Source organism: Streptomyces sp. WG5, assembly GCF_049974565.1.
Lineage (GTDB): Bacteria > Actinomycetota > Actinomycetes > Streptomycetales > Streptomycetaceae > Streptomyces.
This window is the reverse complement of sequence record NZ_JBNGGC010000012.1, coordinates 203471-215861: the sequence shown is the minus strand read 5'-3', so window position 1 is coordinate 215861 and position 12391 is coordinate 203471. Positions and strand designations below refer to the sequence as shown.

The window sequence follows — 12391 nt, the reverse complement described above, 5'->3', positions numbered from 1 at the left end:
GGGCCGAACGGGTGACACGCCGAGGGCCCGCACCCTGGTGGATGCGGGCCCTCGGAAAGGCGACCGGTCAGGCGCCGATGGCGTGCAGACCGCCGTCGACGTGGACGATCTCGCCCGTGGTCTTCGGGAACCAGTCGCTCAGCAGTGCGACGACACCGCGGCCGGCGGGCTCCGGGTCCTTCAGGTCCCACTCCAGCGGGGAACGGCTGTCCCACACGGCGGCCAGGTCGCTGAAGCCCGGGATGGACTTGGCGGCCATGGAGCCGAGCGGGCCCGCCGAGACCAGGTTGCAGCGGATGTTCTGCTTGCCCAGGTCCCGGGCCATGTAGCGGCTGGTGGCCTCCAGCGCGGCCTTGGCCGGGCCCATCCAGTCGTACTGCGGCCAGGCGAACTGCGCGTCGAAGGTGAGGCCGACGACCGAGCCGCCGTTCTGCATCAGCGGCAGGCAGGCCATGGTCAGCGACTTCAGGGAGTACGCCGAGACGTGCATGGCGGTGGCGACCGACTCGAACGGCGTGTTCAGGAAGTTGCCGCCGAGCGCGTCCTGCGGGGCGAAGCCGATGGAGTGGACGACGCCGTCGAGGCCGCCCAGCTCCTCGCCGACGACGTCGGCCAGGCGCCCGAGGTGCTCGTCGTTGGTGACGTCCAGCTCGATGACCTTGGCGGGCTCGGGCAGCTTCTTGGCGATGCGCTCGGTCAGCGTGGGCCGCGGGAACGCGGTCAGGATGACCTCGGCGCCCTGCTCCTGGGCCAGCTTGGCGGTGTGGAAGGCGATGGAGGCCTCCGTCAGCACCCCGGTGATCAGGACGCGCTTGCCCTCGAGAATTCCGCTCATGGTGATCAGTGACCCATTCCCAGTCCGCCGTCAACGGGGATGACGGCTCCAGTGATGTACGAGGCGTCCTCCGAGGCGAGGAACCGCACCGTCGCGGCGATCTCCTCCGCCTGCGCGTACCGGCCGAGCGGCACCTGCGCGAGGATCTTCGTCTGCTGCTCCTCGGTGAGCTCCCGGGTCATGTCGGTGTCGACGAAACCGGGCGCGACGACGTTGAAGGTGAGGTTGCGCGAACCCAGCTCACGGGCGAGGGAACGCGCGAAGCCGACCAGGCCCGCCTTGGAGGCGGCGTAGTTCGCCTGCCCCGCGGAGCCGAGGAGCCCGACCACCGACGAGATGAGCACGACGCGGCCCTTCTTGGCGCGCAGCATGCCGCGGTTGGCACGCTTGACGACGCGGAAGGTGCCGGTGAGGTTGGTGTCGAGGACGGAGGTGAAGTCCTCCTCGGACATGCGCATCAGGAGCTGGTCCTTGGTGATGCCGGCGTTGGCGACCAGGACCTCGACGGGACCGTGGGTCTCCTCGATCTCCTTGTAGGCCTGCTCCACCTGCTCGCTGTCGGTGATGTCGCACTTGACGGCGAGGAAACCCTCGGGGGGCTCACCCGAGCGGTACGTGATCGCGACCTTGTCGCCGGCGTCGGCGAAAGCGCGGGCGATGGCGAGGCCGATGCCCCGGTTGCCTCCGGTGACGAGAACCGAGCGGCTCAACGGATCACCCTTTCGATAGCGGTCTGGTACCCGCCCGAACACCCGGTTGACGGGCGGTGACGACAGGCGGCTTCCTCGAAAACCTATCGGTCCCCGCCCGTGCGCGAGGACTCGGGCACCCACAGTGGCGTACGGGGCTGACTGTCGGGTCCCTACAGAAAGGGGCCCGGGTTTCCGCCCCTCCCTGCGGGGTGCCTGAGCGGGCGGTACTTCCGCGCGCGGTCTCCGGCCGCGGCGGCGGCGGTCCACGTACGTCCTCGCTCGGCGGGCGTTCCGGTCGCACGGCGAGCACTTCCTGGGTGCCGAGGTGCCGCGGACCCCTGGCAGGAGGTGTCCTCCACGGCAGCTCGTCGGCCGGCTCCTGAGCCGCGTCGCCCCGTGGGCTCCGGTCCTGACCCCACCGGCCACCGCCGACGCGGCTCTCCCGCGTGACGTCCTGCCGGGCGGGAATCCATTGGCCCGGCCCGGTTCCGGCGCCCCATGATTCACTGCGGGACAAGCATGTCCCGCTCACCATGACTCAAGGGAGGCCGTTCGTGGCCCACGAGGTCGATCAGTCATTCCTTGCACTTCCCCTGCGCGCCCTCGCCGACGCCGCCCTGGCCCGCGCGCGGGCGCTCGGCGCCGAGCACGCGGACTTCCGGCTGGAGCGGGTGCGCAACGCCTCCTGGCGCCTCAGGGACGCCAAGCCCTCCGGGTCCTCCGACACCACCGACCTCGGGTACGCGGTGCGCGTGGTGCACGGCGGTACGTGGGGCTTCGCGTCCGGGGTGGACCTCACCATGGACGCCGCCGCCAAGGTCGCCTCGCAGGCGGTGGCGATGGCGAAGCTGTCCGCGCAGGTGATCAAGGCTGCGGGGTCGGACGAGCGGGTGGAACTCGCCGACGAGCCCGTGCACGCCGACCGGACGTGGATCTCGTCGTACGAGGTCGACCCCTTCACCGTGCCCGACACGGAGAAGTCGGCCCTGCTGGCCGACTGGAGCGCGCGGCTGCTGGCGGCCGACGGGGTCGACCACGTCGACGCCTCGCTGCTCACCGTGCACGAGAACAAGTTCTACGCCGACACCGCCGGGACGGTGACCACGCAGCAGCGGGTGCGGCTGCACCCGGTGCTCACCGCCGTTTCGGTGGACGGCTCCAGCGGCGAGTTCGACTCGATGCGGACGCTGGCGCCGCCGGCCGGGCGCGGCTGGGAGTACCTGACCGGCACCGGCTGGGACTGGGACGCCGAGCTGGCCGCGATCCCGGAGCTGCTGGCCGAGAAGATGCGGGCGCCGAGCGTCGAGGCGGGCCTGTACGACCTGGTCGTCGACCCGTCGAACCTGTGGCTGACCATCCACGAGTCCATCGGGCACGCCACCGAGCTGGACCGCGCCCTCGGCTACGAGGCCGCCTACGCCGGCACCTCCTTCGCCACCTTCGACCAGCTCGGCAAGCTGCGCTACGGCTCGGAGCTGATGAACGTCACCGGCGACCGCACCGCCGAGCACGGGCTCGCCACCATCGGGTACGACGACGAGGGCGTCGAGGGGCAGTCCTGGGACCTGGTGAGGGAGGGCACGCTGGTGGGCTACCAGCTGGACCGGCGGATCGCGAAGCTCACGGGGTTCGAGCGGTCCAACGGGTGCGCGTACGCCGACTCCCCCGGCCATGTGCCCGTGCAGCGCATGGCCAACGTGTCGCTGCGGCCGGATCCCGGCGGGCTGTCCACCGAGGACCTGATCGGGGGCGTGGAGCGCGGGATCTACGTCGTCGGTGACCGGTCCTGGTCCATCGACATGCAGCGCCACAATTTCCAGCACTACGACCAAGAGCCTGTTACCTGCTAACTTCCCTGCAACAGGCTCCCGATCTCAGCACAAACCCAGCACGGACACACAGGCTACGCAGCCTGCTCCTCGTCCAGGTCAATGACCTGAGGAGCGTCGATCTTGCCCCGGAACGAAGACAGATCCCCTGCGATCCGCTCCCCGAGGGCGTCAGACCCTCGCTTGAAGGCTCGGGTACGGAGGTGTCCATACACGGTCTCCGTCGTCCTGGTGTCCCTGTGCCCCACCCACTGAGCAATCTCGTACAGAGGGATGTTGGCGTGAAGACACTCCGACACGAAGTAGTGCCTGAATGACTTCGGAGTGTACTGCGGCGACCCCGCAGCCTTCGCCGCATCCTTGAACTGACGGAGGAGCCAGTCATAGGACGGGTGTCGTCCAGGCTGACGAGGTGACTCAAAGAACCAACCCCCTTCTCCCCACATCCCAAAGGTGTCGATGTGATCCGAGAAGACCTCAACGACAGGCCCGGGGATCGGAGTCCTCCGAGAGTCCGCCTGCTTGCGGTGCTTGGTGCCCCGCTTCACTCCTCGTCGGCTGCCAGTGATCTGGCAGACCCCATGAGCAGTCACCTGATGATTGACCAGGAGCACACCCCCTTCCCACTCCACTGACTTGTCAGAGATGGCCAAAGCCTCCCCCGGACGAAGTCCACAGCCGGCCATAGCCCAGAAGGCCGCCCTGAGCCCTTTGGGTACTTCAGCAATGATCCCTAGGACTTGCTCTGTCTCAGGGATCTCGTCATCGGAGACAGGGGTATAAGAGCTACGCCCCTCATTCTTCCGCGGGTTAGCTGTCCTGCAAGGGTTCCGACCGATGATCTCGGCCGCCACGGCATATCCGAAGACCGAGGACAGCAGGTTCTTCCGAACCTGAATCCCATAGGGCTTGTAGCCCTGGTCCTTCTCCCACTGCTCCCACTTGGCGATGTCCTCGGAACTGACTGCACCAATGGGCCTCTTGGCGAACCACTCCTCGAAGTGGTTCGAATAAACCGACTTGTAGTTGGCGTACGTCCCAGGCTCCAGAGTCCCCGTGTTCAGCCACAGGTTCCAGATTTCAGAGAAGGGCTGCTTGGCCTTCCGCGGGTTGATGTAGACGCCGAGATCCTTGTCCCGCTCAACCTTGATGGCGAAGGCGTCAGCATCATCCTTGAGCTTGAATCGGATCTCCCGCTGTGCTCCTGCCCGCCCTCCGGGCTCTCGGTACGTCACAAGCCAAGGCTTGTGTGCACACCGGGCCTTCTCCCTGCGAGGACAAGAGCAGTCCTCCTTCTTGACCGTAGCCAAGACCCCTCCCTTGCTGACGAAGAAGCCCCCGGCCCCCGAAGGGACCGAGGGTTCAACTACTGCATGTTGAACGACTAGAGCCTATGGCTCGACTGTCTGACTGTCAATCCAGGTCTCAACATCCCTGGCACGGAACCGAACATGTTTACCAACACGGACGTGCCTCATGCCCCACCTCTGGTAGGAGTCCATGAGAGTCCTCAAGGGGACAGACAGGTACTCAGCAGTCTCCTTCGGAGTGAGGAGGATGTTGCTTCCGCCGGCACTCACCCGATGACCTCCACCAAGACAATGTCTTCCGCTGCCAGGGAGAAGCCCTTGCAACTGTCGTCATCGAACGTCACGTTGCCGCGGTTCTTGCGCTGAGCCGCTACGTTCTCAGCTATGTGCTGAATCTGGTTGGTCTTCATCGGACCAAAGTCCTTCTTCTTGACCTTGCCGTAGCCGTACTTGTAGTGAACTCGGAGCTTCATCAGTTCCCCTCCCCTGCTGTCTCCCAGCACCGGAGGAAGTAATCAACTTCCTCGTGGTAGTGGTCCAGTCCGTCTTCCTCGCCATTCTCAAGGTTCTTGTGAATGTCGTAGTCCAGCTCTGAGACGTACATACGGAGAGCCGACTCCAGCCGGCTCGGGTCAAGCTCGTTCTTCATGACCATACGAACAAGCGTCTTGTTGTTCGCCTTCCACTTCTCAACCTCGTCTTCGAGGTTTACGATCTCCTCTGCCATCTGATGAGTAAACATGTGGAGTACGATCTGTGTAATGCGCTCTTCTCGGTCCATCAGTAGTCCCCCAAGTCATAACGGGCCCAAGCTTCGCTATAGCCCTCCCAGTTATCAACGCCCGCAGCTTCAAGAGCTTCCAAGAAGAGGGCCTTGTCCTTGAGTTCCTGATACTCCCCTTGACTTAGAGTCCAGGTCCCATTGTGGTTGCTAAGAGCCATCAGAGATCACTCTCCAGTTCTGCAATCTTGTCCTTGAGTGACTTGACCTCGTCTTCGAGGTCTACAACCCACCCAGCAAGCTCACGAGTACCGTTGTGGTAGTACTCCTCAATACGCTCTTCTCGGTTCACGGATTCTCCTTGAACAGTGGGAATGAAGGAACGAACTTACGAAGCTGATTAAGCTCCTTCTTGTACTCCAGCATCATCCGAATCGCTGTCAGCTCACGTTCTTTGGACTTCTTGGCTTCGGCTACCGCGGAATTAGCTCGCTGATTGGCCTCCCGATACTGCTGGTGCCAGTAACTCGCTCGACGCTCCGCGTCTTCCAAGTAGTTCACTTGATCACCTTCACGGAGATACCAACCTTCTTGCACTCGTTGACACAGTTCCAGGTGCCTCGGGATTCCCCGAAGGGGAAGGCCAGGCAGAGATCAGCGCCGGCCTGAGCCATCTCCCTGTTTCGGATAGGGCCCGCGGCTTTACCATGCTTGTCCCAGTTGGCAGAGAAGGTCTCCTGCCCTACAGCAGCCCAGTAGAAGGCATAACACCAGTCCTGAGCATGAATATCTGCTCCCGTGGGGCATCCTCCATGACGGACGATCAGGGAGCCGTGTTCGGATAGAAGAGCATCAAGCTCCCGCCAGACCTTTTCCTTGTCTTCCAGATCCCGACTACCAGTCACAATGACTGTGAACATCAGCCGTCCCTCCAACGCTTGGTCTGGCCCATGTAGTAGACCTTGAAGGCGTAGTTCATAGCAGAGATGCAGTGCTCAAAGGTTCCAGAGGTCAGAGGGTTGATCTCAAAGGGCATATAGAGAAACCATTGACCACTCCACCCCTTCTTGATCCGCCATTTGTTGAACATCAGACTTCTCCATCCGGAGTGACTACACGGGAGATACCCGCGGAACGGATCAGGGTCCAGCAAGCCGGACACGGCTTGCGGGTGACGTAAAGAGTGGCCCCCGGAAGGTCTTCTGGCCTTGCCCTGGTAATTGCGTTGTCCTCCGCATGTCTGGCAATGCAGTTGGAATAGTCGGAGTCCGGAGCTGAAGCCTTAGAGCAAGGAAGGATCTCTCCACAAGAGCAGAAGTCTTCTCCTGAGACGGGGAAGTGTGTTCCCCGCGGACAGTTACCGGCCGTGGCACAGCCAAGGATGCCAGGAGGAGCCCCGTTGTATCCCGGAGTCACTCTGTGGCCCCTGGACACCAAAAGGGCCCCTACCTGTGCTCTGGTGCAGTCAGCTCGGGTAGAGGCCCATTCAGCGCCGGCCAAGTAGTACTCATCGAAACTCGGCCGAGAGAAGGTCACAGATCGTCCTCCTCCATAAAAATCTTGTACGCCCGCTCCGCAAAGTCCTCGTCCGATACGGAATCAATGAACGCCTGAGTAAGGCGATCCATCTTGGATTGAAGACGACCAGCCTTGGCCTTCCAGTACTTCTCCATGGCCTCGCTCACTGACCCTCCTGCCAGACAGCTTCCTTGACCTCTCGCCACGCAATCTCACCCTGTACAGAACCAAAAAGGAACTGAGCAGCCTTCTTCTCTTCCGCCGTGTATCCGTGTCTGTTCTGAAAGATGTCCTTTGCGAGAAATGTTAGAGCCTTGTCCAGCATCTTCAGTTGCTCCGCATTAAAGTCATCCATCACTGACCCTCCCCAGAGTCGAACACGGTCTCTTCCTTGACGACACGGATTCGGTAACGGCCTTCGTGCTTGAGGACATCCCGAGTACCGATCTTGTGACAAACCTCGGTCAAACCCTCTGTGGTGTCATGCCGGTGGCGGAACAGACGAGACTTCTCATGAAAGAAGGACTCGTTACCAAGGTCTACGAACTGTTCAACAAGCCAGTACTCCATGGAGTCGTTCACAGGGTCTCGTCCCTTTCATCGAGCTGGATAACGGTCATCCCAGGAGGAGTGACCTCGGAATCAAAGAACTTGAGAGCCATTCGCTCTGCAACGCCCTTGGGCAGGCCGGCTGCCACAGCCGTCTTGTGGAGGGAAGCACAGTGCAGGGCAATCATCCTGACGAACTCGGCTCGGCTTGAAAGCTGGTCATACAGCTTCTCAAGTGCCATGCTCTCGGTCAGTTCGTCAAACTGCCGGTTCAGGTTTTCGTCCATCAGCCCTCCACCTTGAACACCACAGGAATACTTCCGTGCTCGCTGCTGTGGTCGTAGACCCACACATCGGTTTCGATGCCAGCGCCGGCAAAGCCGGTGCCGGTGCCGCAGCAACCACAACCAGAGTCATCGGCAACCACGGGAATGTCTCCGTGCTCCTTCATAGCCTCTGCTGCTGCCAAAATCAGTTCCGAAAGCTTCATCAGTCGTCCGCCTCGCAGTAGTGGTCAATGGATTCCATGACATCCCCTGTTGGGTCTTCTCCCTGGATATCGTCCCGGGTCCCACAAGCGCTGCACTCCCAGCTAATCCAGTAGGAGAATCCCGTATAGCCATGAGTGGTGTGTCCTCGTGCCATCAGTGCTCCTCCAGGAGAGTCAGTTCGCTGCCCATGAAGTGTTTCTCGATCCACGACTTAGGCTTGGGCTGGCCATAAGGGTTGCCCTCTTCATCTAGGAGCTGAAGGTTTTCCTCATCGGGACCCTGCCAGACATCCCCATCTGTATCCACGTAGCTCTTCATCAATGCTTCGACCCTTCCTTGTCAATCACGGAGCCCCAGGAGCGGTCTCCGATTTCACCATCAGCAGGGATCAGAAGTCCCTTGTAGACGAACTGCATGATCTGAGCTGCCTTCTTGGTCAGCTCCTCGGCTCGATCCTTGGGGAAGCTGAATACGATCTCGTCATGAACCACCAAACGCATCCACGGAGTGAATCCAGCCTTGTCAAGTTCGATCACGGCCCGAGCTGTGATGTCACGGCAAGTGGACTGAATCCGGTAATTCATCCCGGCATAAGGACGACGTTCGTCTGTGAGGATGCGCCGGCCAGTGGCCGTGATGATGTAGCCGTTGCGCTTGGCCTCGTTAGTGCATCTGTCGGAGAGCTTCCTAGTAGCCGGGTAGGTCTCCCAAAACGCCTTGACTGCCTTCTTGGCGTCCTCCTCCGAGATGTCCCACTGAGTGGAGACAGCGTTCCAACCGCCTCCGAAACAAACGGTGTAGTTGGTGCCCTTGCCAGCCTTGCGCTTCGGATGCTTGGTCTCGTGGTCGTTGGGGTCCCAGCCCATAGGGCCGAAGGCACCAGCCGCGGTGATGTTGTGGAGGTCTTCTCCGTCCTTGTACGCCTTGAGCATCCGTCGATCACCGCTGTCCGCAGCGAGGAACATCAGCTCCATGGACGAGTAGTCGACCGTGGCCGTAACGTGTCCAGGCTCAGCCAGGAAGGCGTGACGGACGTACCCAGTGCCGGCGGGAAGGGTCTGTGCTGCAATAGCCCCAGTCACGGTCATACGTGCTGATCGTGCCTGGCAAGAATTGATGCTTACGTGGACCCGCCCATCTCGGGACAGGTTCTTCAGGATGTTCTCGAACCACGTAGACCGTTTCTTCTCAGCCGACTTGGCTTTGAGAATGGCCTCAGTCAACGGATGGTCAATGCTGCTGAGAACAGATTCATCGGTGGAGAGCTGTCCTTCCGGATGAGCCTCAGTCGGTTTGGTCCTCTTGGTGAGCTTGAAGCCCAGACCAGTCAGGGCTTCGATGATCTGCTCAGAGGAGCCGATGGACACGACACCCCACTCAGCAGCTACAGCACGCCACTTGGCCTCTTCCTCCTTCAGCTCCTCAATCCGCATCTTGACGTACGGGACATCCACCAGATAGCCAGTCCGCTCCATCTGGTAAGTCACCCAGTGAAGTCGGTGCTCCCAACCGATGAGCCCGTACTGAAGAGACTTCCGCGGGATGAGCGGAAACAGGATCTTGACCAGCCGGTAGGCAAAAATGGGGTCCATGCCGGCGTAGAGCAAATAGCCCTCATGCTGAAGGGGCACCTTGCCCCATACGGTATCCTTGGTGACCTTGCCGTAGATCCCCTCCTTGAACTCCCTGATGTACGAGTAGCCTTCGGCCTTCAGCTCTTCCTTGGTCAGTCCAGGACGATCCGTGAAACGGAACTCGTGAGTGACCTTGTCCTTGTCACGAGCCTTGAAGCCAACGACCTCCTTCTGAGCGTTCATGTCCTTGGCTATCTCAGTCATAGAGCCCTTGATCCTGGCTCCAAGCCCATCATCTATGTAGTGCTTGACCAGCTCTTCGAGCTTGAGGCCAATCCCACCTTCTTTGACTGCCCGCCCATCAACGAGATGTGCGAGGATCTTCGTATCCCAGGTCTTCTGAATCAGAGGGAACGGATCGACACCGAAGCAGGACTCAATGACGTGGAAGTCGAAACCGCGGTTCTGAGCTGACAGCCTCTTGACCTTGTCCAGGGCCCACTTCATGGCCTGGACGAAAACGCCTCCATACTCCACAGGGAGGATGAAGGCGGTATCCCAGTTGCCGAACTGCGCTAGCCGGCAACCGTAGTTGTCGGGGGCATCCCACCAGTTGAAATTTCCGGTTGTCTCGGTATCAAAGCCCAAGAAGTCTTGATTCGCCTCAACGAACTGACGGAACGCCGGAAGATCCCCCTCCCTCTCAACCACATAAATCTTGACCGGACCACGTACATCAGCTTCGAGGATCTTCACGGCGCCCCCTATCTAGTTGTTGGGTCAATCCAAGTGAGCCCATGCCTGTCTATGGGCGATTTGACTAACGAGCTGTTGAACGACTCCGAACTTCCGACCAATCTCTGTTTGGGTGTAGTCACCCGTTTCCCACAATCGCCGGATCTCCCGTACCTCAGATTCAGTTAGCTTTGCCAGGCCGCTAGACTCGCCCTTCACGTGAGTTCCATGCTTTATCGAATCCGCCTTGTTGTCTCGGACGGTACCCACACCCAGGTTTTCCGGGGTGTTGTGCTTCTGGTCCCCGTCAAGGTGTCTGATCACCAACCCTTCAGGGATAGGGCCATTGAAAGCCGAGTAGACAAGCCTGTGGACCACGCAAGTGCTCCTCTTACCTTCCTTCGAAGGCGAGATAACGAAGTATCCATACCGATCAACTTTGGGCTTGAGTACCTTGGGTCGATCTGATCGGAACCCCAGTCCGGGGCCGGCCTTCCGCCAACTGCGTATCCGGCCCTGGTTACTCGCCTCGTACCCATCGAAGTTAGGAATGGGTTTCCATAGCTCTTCTGGAGGTCTCACAGCGTCTCCAATATCTCTAATGAGTGATCAGGTAGGCCAGGCAGATACCTACCATCCCTGACAGACTGGTGACTACGAGAAAAGCTTCAGGGAAACGCACCCAGAGATACTTGTACACTTCCCAGACTTCTTCGGCCTTCATTACAGCGTCTCCAGGAACTCGTCCAGCTTCTGACCAATGATCATCTGCGCATTCGATGTGTCCACCTCGTTCAGGAACTCCTCAACATCGGAGATGGGGAAGTCCAGAAGACATGCCTTCTGTCCGTTATCCAGGCGGATAGTCAGGAATCCTTCAAACGCCGTTACCCGGACATCGGCATAGCCGTGGAGGTCCCCGTTGGGGTTAGTAACAGCCTCCTCAACGAGGCCCAACGAGATGACCCATTCGGCATCCTGGCCTATGAAGGACAGATTGAAGGTCCAAGGCTCATCAGGATTGAACTCCCAGATGGATGCCAGGACGAGAGTTGAAAGCCCATCAGAGGCTTCGCACGGGATGATCACTTGAACCTCCGGTAGAACCATTCCATCAAGGCCAGTCCGGCGGCGTATCCGATGGCTGCCGAGACGAGATACAGAGTGATGAGTTCGAGGAGAGGCATTTCAGCTCCCGTAGGGCTCGTCAGGGACGTCCTGGAAGGAGTTAGGGGCGATGTCTCGGAGGTGGCTGAGGACCAGGCCGGCGAACCGGCATATCTCTACGTCAGCAGCCATGTGCCAACGCTTCCCGAGGACATCTCGCCATGCCCGGAGGTTTCCGGTAACTACCATGTCCACAGGAGCCGCATTCGGGAGAACGGCTCTGGCAGCCTCACGGGCCTGCTTACGCTTCATGCCCTCTCGGGTAACCAGATGCTCCACAAGCTTTTCGTAAGCCTGAGTAGCCTGATAGTAAATCCCGTGAAGAAGGCCATCACCGTAGGCACTATTCTCAAGAGCCGGCGGGATAACCGGCTCGGTCTCCGAGTAGTCCACGTACCGCTGAGACACCACGGAGAAGGACAGGTGGCGGTGTCGAGTCAACTCAGCCAGAAAAGCACGAGAGACACCGCGGACGAGGAACGACACCGAAGAGTGCTCCAGGACACTGAAGTGCCCCTGATCGATGATGTTCCTCAGGTAGTCCTCGTTCCGAGCCGTCTTGGGATTTGGACGGTTGAAGGACTTGTAGCAGAGTCGGCCAGCGAACTCGGCAAGAGCGTCAGGGTCAGTGGGGTGCTCCGAGTAGAAGTCGTACTCCGAGAACGAGTCAAATCCGTAGGCGTCATCAGGCACCCAGGAATGAAAAGAGGTCGTGGCCAGAATGTCAACGTTCACCAGTACAGCTCCGCAAGTCGGTTCTCGTAGGTTTGAAGGAGATACTCAGATACCTCACGGGAGAAGACGGGAGTGTTCCTCATCTCCACCAGGATTGATGTCTTGAGATCCTCAAGGGACATGTCATCAATGGATGACTTCAGGTGTTCAAACTGTGAGTACGACACTTTGTCTCCTCAGGAGAGGGGGCCGGCCGGATTACCGGCCCCCATGTCTCGAAACAACTTTGAGGGGT

Annotated in this window: 22 protein-coding genes and 1 pseudogene; 1 reads left to right on the top strand and 22 read right to left on the bottom strand. The window is 60.2% G+C overall.

The window, feature by feature from the left end:
* Window positions 1-67: 67 nt before the first annotated feature.
* Together fabI and fabG are read right to left on the bottom strand one after the other, a co-directional pair.
* Window positions 68-835, bottom strand: coding sequence for an enoyl-ACP reductase FabI (fabI, locus tag ACP4IX_RS15590; RefSeq protein ID WP_426519401.1), 768 nt, complete (start codon window positions 833-835; stop codon window positions 68-70).
* Between the two features lie 5 nt (window positions 836-840).
* Window positions 841-1545 (bottom strand): 3-oxoacyl-[acyl-carrier-protein] reductase, encoded by a 705-nt coding sequence (gene fabG, locus ACP4IX_RS15585; RefSeq protein ID WP_426519399.1) that lies wholly within the window; start codon window positions 1543-1545, stop codon window positions 841-843.
* 536 nt (window positions 1546-2081) lie between these two features.
* Between fabG and ACP4IX_RS15580 the strand changes: the two are divergent.
* Window positions 2082-3359, top strand: a pseudogene (locus tag ACP4IX_RS15580) (TldD/PmbA family protein); the annotation flags it as partial.
* Between the two features lie 71 nt (window positions 3360-3430).
* Here the strand turns inward: ACP4IX_RS15580 and ACP4IX_RS15575 are convergent.
* From ACP4IX_RS15575 to ACP4IX_RS15480, 20 genes are all read right to left on the bottom strand, one after another.
* On the bottom strand, window positions 3431-4666 hold the full coding sequence (locus ACP4IX_RS15575; protein ID WP_426555858.1) for a tyrosine-type recombinase/integrase: 1236 nt from the start codon (window positions 4664-4666) through the stop codon (window positions 3431-3433).
* Window positions 4667-4747: 81 nt separating this feature from the next.
* Entirely contained in the window at window positions 4748-4936 is a 189-nt protein-coding gene (locus ACP4IX_RS15570; RefSeq protein ID WP_426555857.1) for an excisionase family DNA-binding protein, read from the bottom strand.
* Window positions 4933-5139 (bottom strand): hypothetical protein, encoded by a 207-nt coding sequence (locus ACP4IX_RS15565; protein ID WP_426555856.1) that lies wholly within the window; start codon window positions 5137-5139, stop codon window positions 4933-4935. The genes ACP4IX_RS15570 and ACP4IX_RS15565 overlap by 4 nt, the downstream gene beginning before the upstream one ends.
* The gene (locus tag ACP4IX_RS15560) at window positions 5139-5393 is read right to left on the bottom strand and encodes a hypothetical protein (protein ID WP_426555855.1); all 255 of its coding nucleotides are present in this window, start codon (window positions 5391-5393) and stop codon (window positions 5139-5141) included. The genes ACP4IX_RS15565 and ACP4IX_RS15560 overlap by 1 nt, the downstream gene beginning before the upstream one ends.
* A gap of 214 nt (window positions 5394-5607) precedes the next feature.
* Window positions 5608-5739 carry a hypothetical protein gene (locus tag ACP4IX_RS15555; protein WP_426555854.1) on the bottom strand — a complete coding sequence of 44 codons (132 nt, stop codon included), beginning with the start codon at window positions 5737-5739 and terminating at the stop codon, window positions 5608-5610.
* On the bottom strand, window positions 5736-5948 hold the full coding sequence (locus tag ACP4IX_RS15550) for a hypothetical protein (RefSeq protein WP_426555853.1): 213 nt from the start codon (window positions 5946-5948) through the stop codon (window positions 5736-5738). Before ACP4IX_RS15550 ends, ACP4IX_RS15555 begins: the two co-directional genes overlap by 4 nt.
* Entirely contained in the window at window positions 5945-6307 is a 363-nt protein-coding gene (locus tag ACP4IX_RS15545; RefSeq protein WP_426555852.1) for a DUF2493 domain-containing protein, read from the bottom strand. The genes ACP4IX_RS15550 and ACP4IX_RS15545 overlap by 4 nt, the downstream gene beginning before the upstream one ends.
* Complete coding sequence (locus ACP4IX_RS15540; RefSeq protein WP_426555851.1) at window positions 6307-6477, bottom strand: hypothetical protein; 171 nt, start codon at window positions 6475-6477, stop codon at window positions 6307-6309. Before ACP4IX_RS15540 ends, ACP4IX_RS15545 begins: the two co-directional genes overlap by 1 nt.
* Entirely contained in the window at window positions 6477-6923 is a 447-nt protein-coding gene (locus tag ACP4IX_RS15535; RefSeq protein WP_426555850.1) for a deoxycytidylate deaminase, read from the bottom strand. Before ACP4IX_RS15535 ends, ACP4IX_RS15540 begins: the two co-directional genes overlap by 1 nt.
* On the bottom strand, window positions 6920-7072 hold the full coding sequence (locus ACP4IX_RS15530; protein WP_426555849.1) for a hypothetical protein: 153 nt from the start codon (window positions 7070-7072) through the stop codon (window positions 6920-6922). The genes ACP4IX_RS15535 and ACP4IX_RS15530 overlap by 4 nt, the downstream gene beginning before the upstream one ends.
* The gene (locus ACP4IX_RS15525; RefSeq protein WP_426555848.1) at window positions 7069-7263 is read right to left on the bottom strand and encodes a hypothetical protein; all 195 of its coding nucleotides are present in this window, start codon (window positions 7261-7263) and stop codon (window positions 7069-7071) included. The genes ACP4IX_RS15530 and ACP4IX_RS15525 overlap by 4 nt, the downstream gene beginning before the upstream one ends.
* Window positions 7260-7487 carry a hypothetical protein gene (locus ACP4IX_RS15520; protein ID WP_426555847.1) on the bottom strand — a complete coding sequence of 76 codons (228 nt, stop codon included), beginning with the start codon at window positions 7485-7487 and terminating at the stop codon, window positions 7260-7262. The genes ACP4IX_RS15525 and ACP4IX_RS15520 overlap by 4 nt, the downstream gene beginning before the upstream one ends.
* On the bottom strand, window positions 7484-7741 hold the full coding sequence (locus tag ACP4IX_RS15515) for a hypothetical protein (protein ID WP_426555846.1): 258 nt from the start codon (window positions 7739-7741) through the stop codon (window positions 7484-7486). The genes ACP4IX_RS15520 and ACP4IX_RS15515 overlap by 4 nt, the downstream gene beginning before the upstream one ends.
* Window positions 7741-7944, bottom strand: coding sequence for a hypothetical protein (locus ACP4IX_RS15510; RefSeq protein ID WP_426555845.1), 204 nt, complete (start codon window positions 7942-7944; stop codon window positions 7741-7743). The genes ACP4IX_RS15515 and ACP4IX_RS15510 overlap by 1 nt, the downstream gene beginning before the upstream one ends.
* 154 nt (window positions 7945-8098) lie before the next feature.
* Entirely contained in the window at window positions 8099-8263 is a 165-nt protein-coding gene (locus ACP4IX_RS15505) for a hypothetical protein (protein ID WP_426555844.1), read from the bottom strand.
* Window positions 8263-10275 (bottom strand): DNA polymerase, encoded by a 2013-nt coding sequence (locus tag ACP4IX_RS15500; RefSeq protein ID WP_426555843.1) that lies wholly within the window; start codon window positions 10273-10275, stop codon window positions 8263-8265. Before ACP4IX_RS15500 ends, ACP4IX_RS15505 begins: the two co-directional genes overlap by 1 nt.
* Window positions 10276-10299: 24 nt before the next feature.
* Window positions 10300-10836 (bottom strand): HNH endonuclease, encoded by a 537-nt coding sequence (locus tag ACP4IX_RS15495; RefSeq protein ID WP_426555842.1) that lies wholly within the window; start codon window positions 10834-10836, stop codon window positions 10300-10302.
* A gap of 141 nt (window positions 10837-10977) precedes the next feature.
* A complete protein-coding gene (locus ACP4IX_RS15490) occupies window positions 10978-11364 on the bottom strand; it encodes an SsgA family sporulation/cell division regulator (protein ID WP_426555841.1) in 387 nt (128 codons plus the stop codon).
* A 78-nt stretch (window positions 11365-11442) separates the two neighbouring features.
* Window positions 11443-12156 (bottom strand): FAD-dependent thymidylate synthase, encoded by a 714-nt coding sequence (gene thyX / locus ACP4IX_RS15485; RefSeq protein WP_426555840.1) that lies wholly within the window; start codon window positions 12154-12156, stop codon window positions 11443-11445.
* Window positions 12153-12323 (bottom strand): hypothetical protein, encoded by a 171-nt coding sequence (locus tag ACP4IX_RS15480; RefSeq protein WP_426555839.1) that lies wholly within the window; start codon window positions 12321-12323, stop codon window positions 12153-12155. The genes thyX and ACP4IX_RS15480 overlap by 4 nt, the downstream gene beginning before the upstream one ends.
* Window positions 12324-12391: the final 68 nt, after the last annotated feature.

Excerpts from the sequence above, each read along its gene's own strand:
- ACP4IX_RS15510 (WP_426555845.1), bottom strand. The coding sequence starts at position 7,944 with ATGAAGCTTTCGGAACTGATTTTGGCAGCAGCAGAGGCTATGAAGGAG.
- ACP4IX_RS15540 (WP_426555851.1), bottom strand. The coding sequence starts at position 6,477 with ATGTTCAACAAATGGCGGATCAAGAAGGGGTGGAGTGGTCAATGGTTT.
- ACP4IX_RS15490 (WP_426555841.1), bottom strand. The coding sequence starts at position 11,364 with ATGGTTCTACCGGAGGTTCAAGTGATCATCCCGTGCGAAGCCTCTGAT.
- ACP4IX_RS15505 (WP_426555844.1), bottom strand. The coding sequence starts at position 8,263 with ATGAAGAGCTACGTGGATACAGATGGGGATGTCTGGCAGGGTCCCGAT.
- ACP4IX_RS15545 (WP_426555852.1), bottom strand. The coding sequence starts at position 6,307 with ATGTTCACAGTCATTGTGACTGGTAGTCGGGATCTGGAAGACAAGGAA.
- ACP4IX_RS15515 (WP_426555846.1), bottom strand. The coding sequence starts at position 7,741 with ATGGACGAAAACCTGAACCGGCAGTTTGACGAACTGACCGAGAGCATG.
- fabI (WP_426519401.1), bottom strand. The coding sequence starts at position 835 with ATGAGCGGAATTCTCGAGGGCAAGCGCGTCCTGATCACCGGGGTGCTG.
- ACP4IX_RS15560 (WP_426555855.1), bottom strand. The coding sequence starts at position 5,393 with ATGGCAGAGGAGATCGTAAACCTCGAAGACGAGGTTGAGAAGTGGAAG.
- ACP4IX_RS15565 (WP_426555856.1), bottom strand. The coding sequence starts at position 5,139 with ATGAAGCTCCGAGTTCACTACAAGTACGGCTACGGCAAGGTCAAGAAG.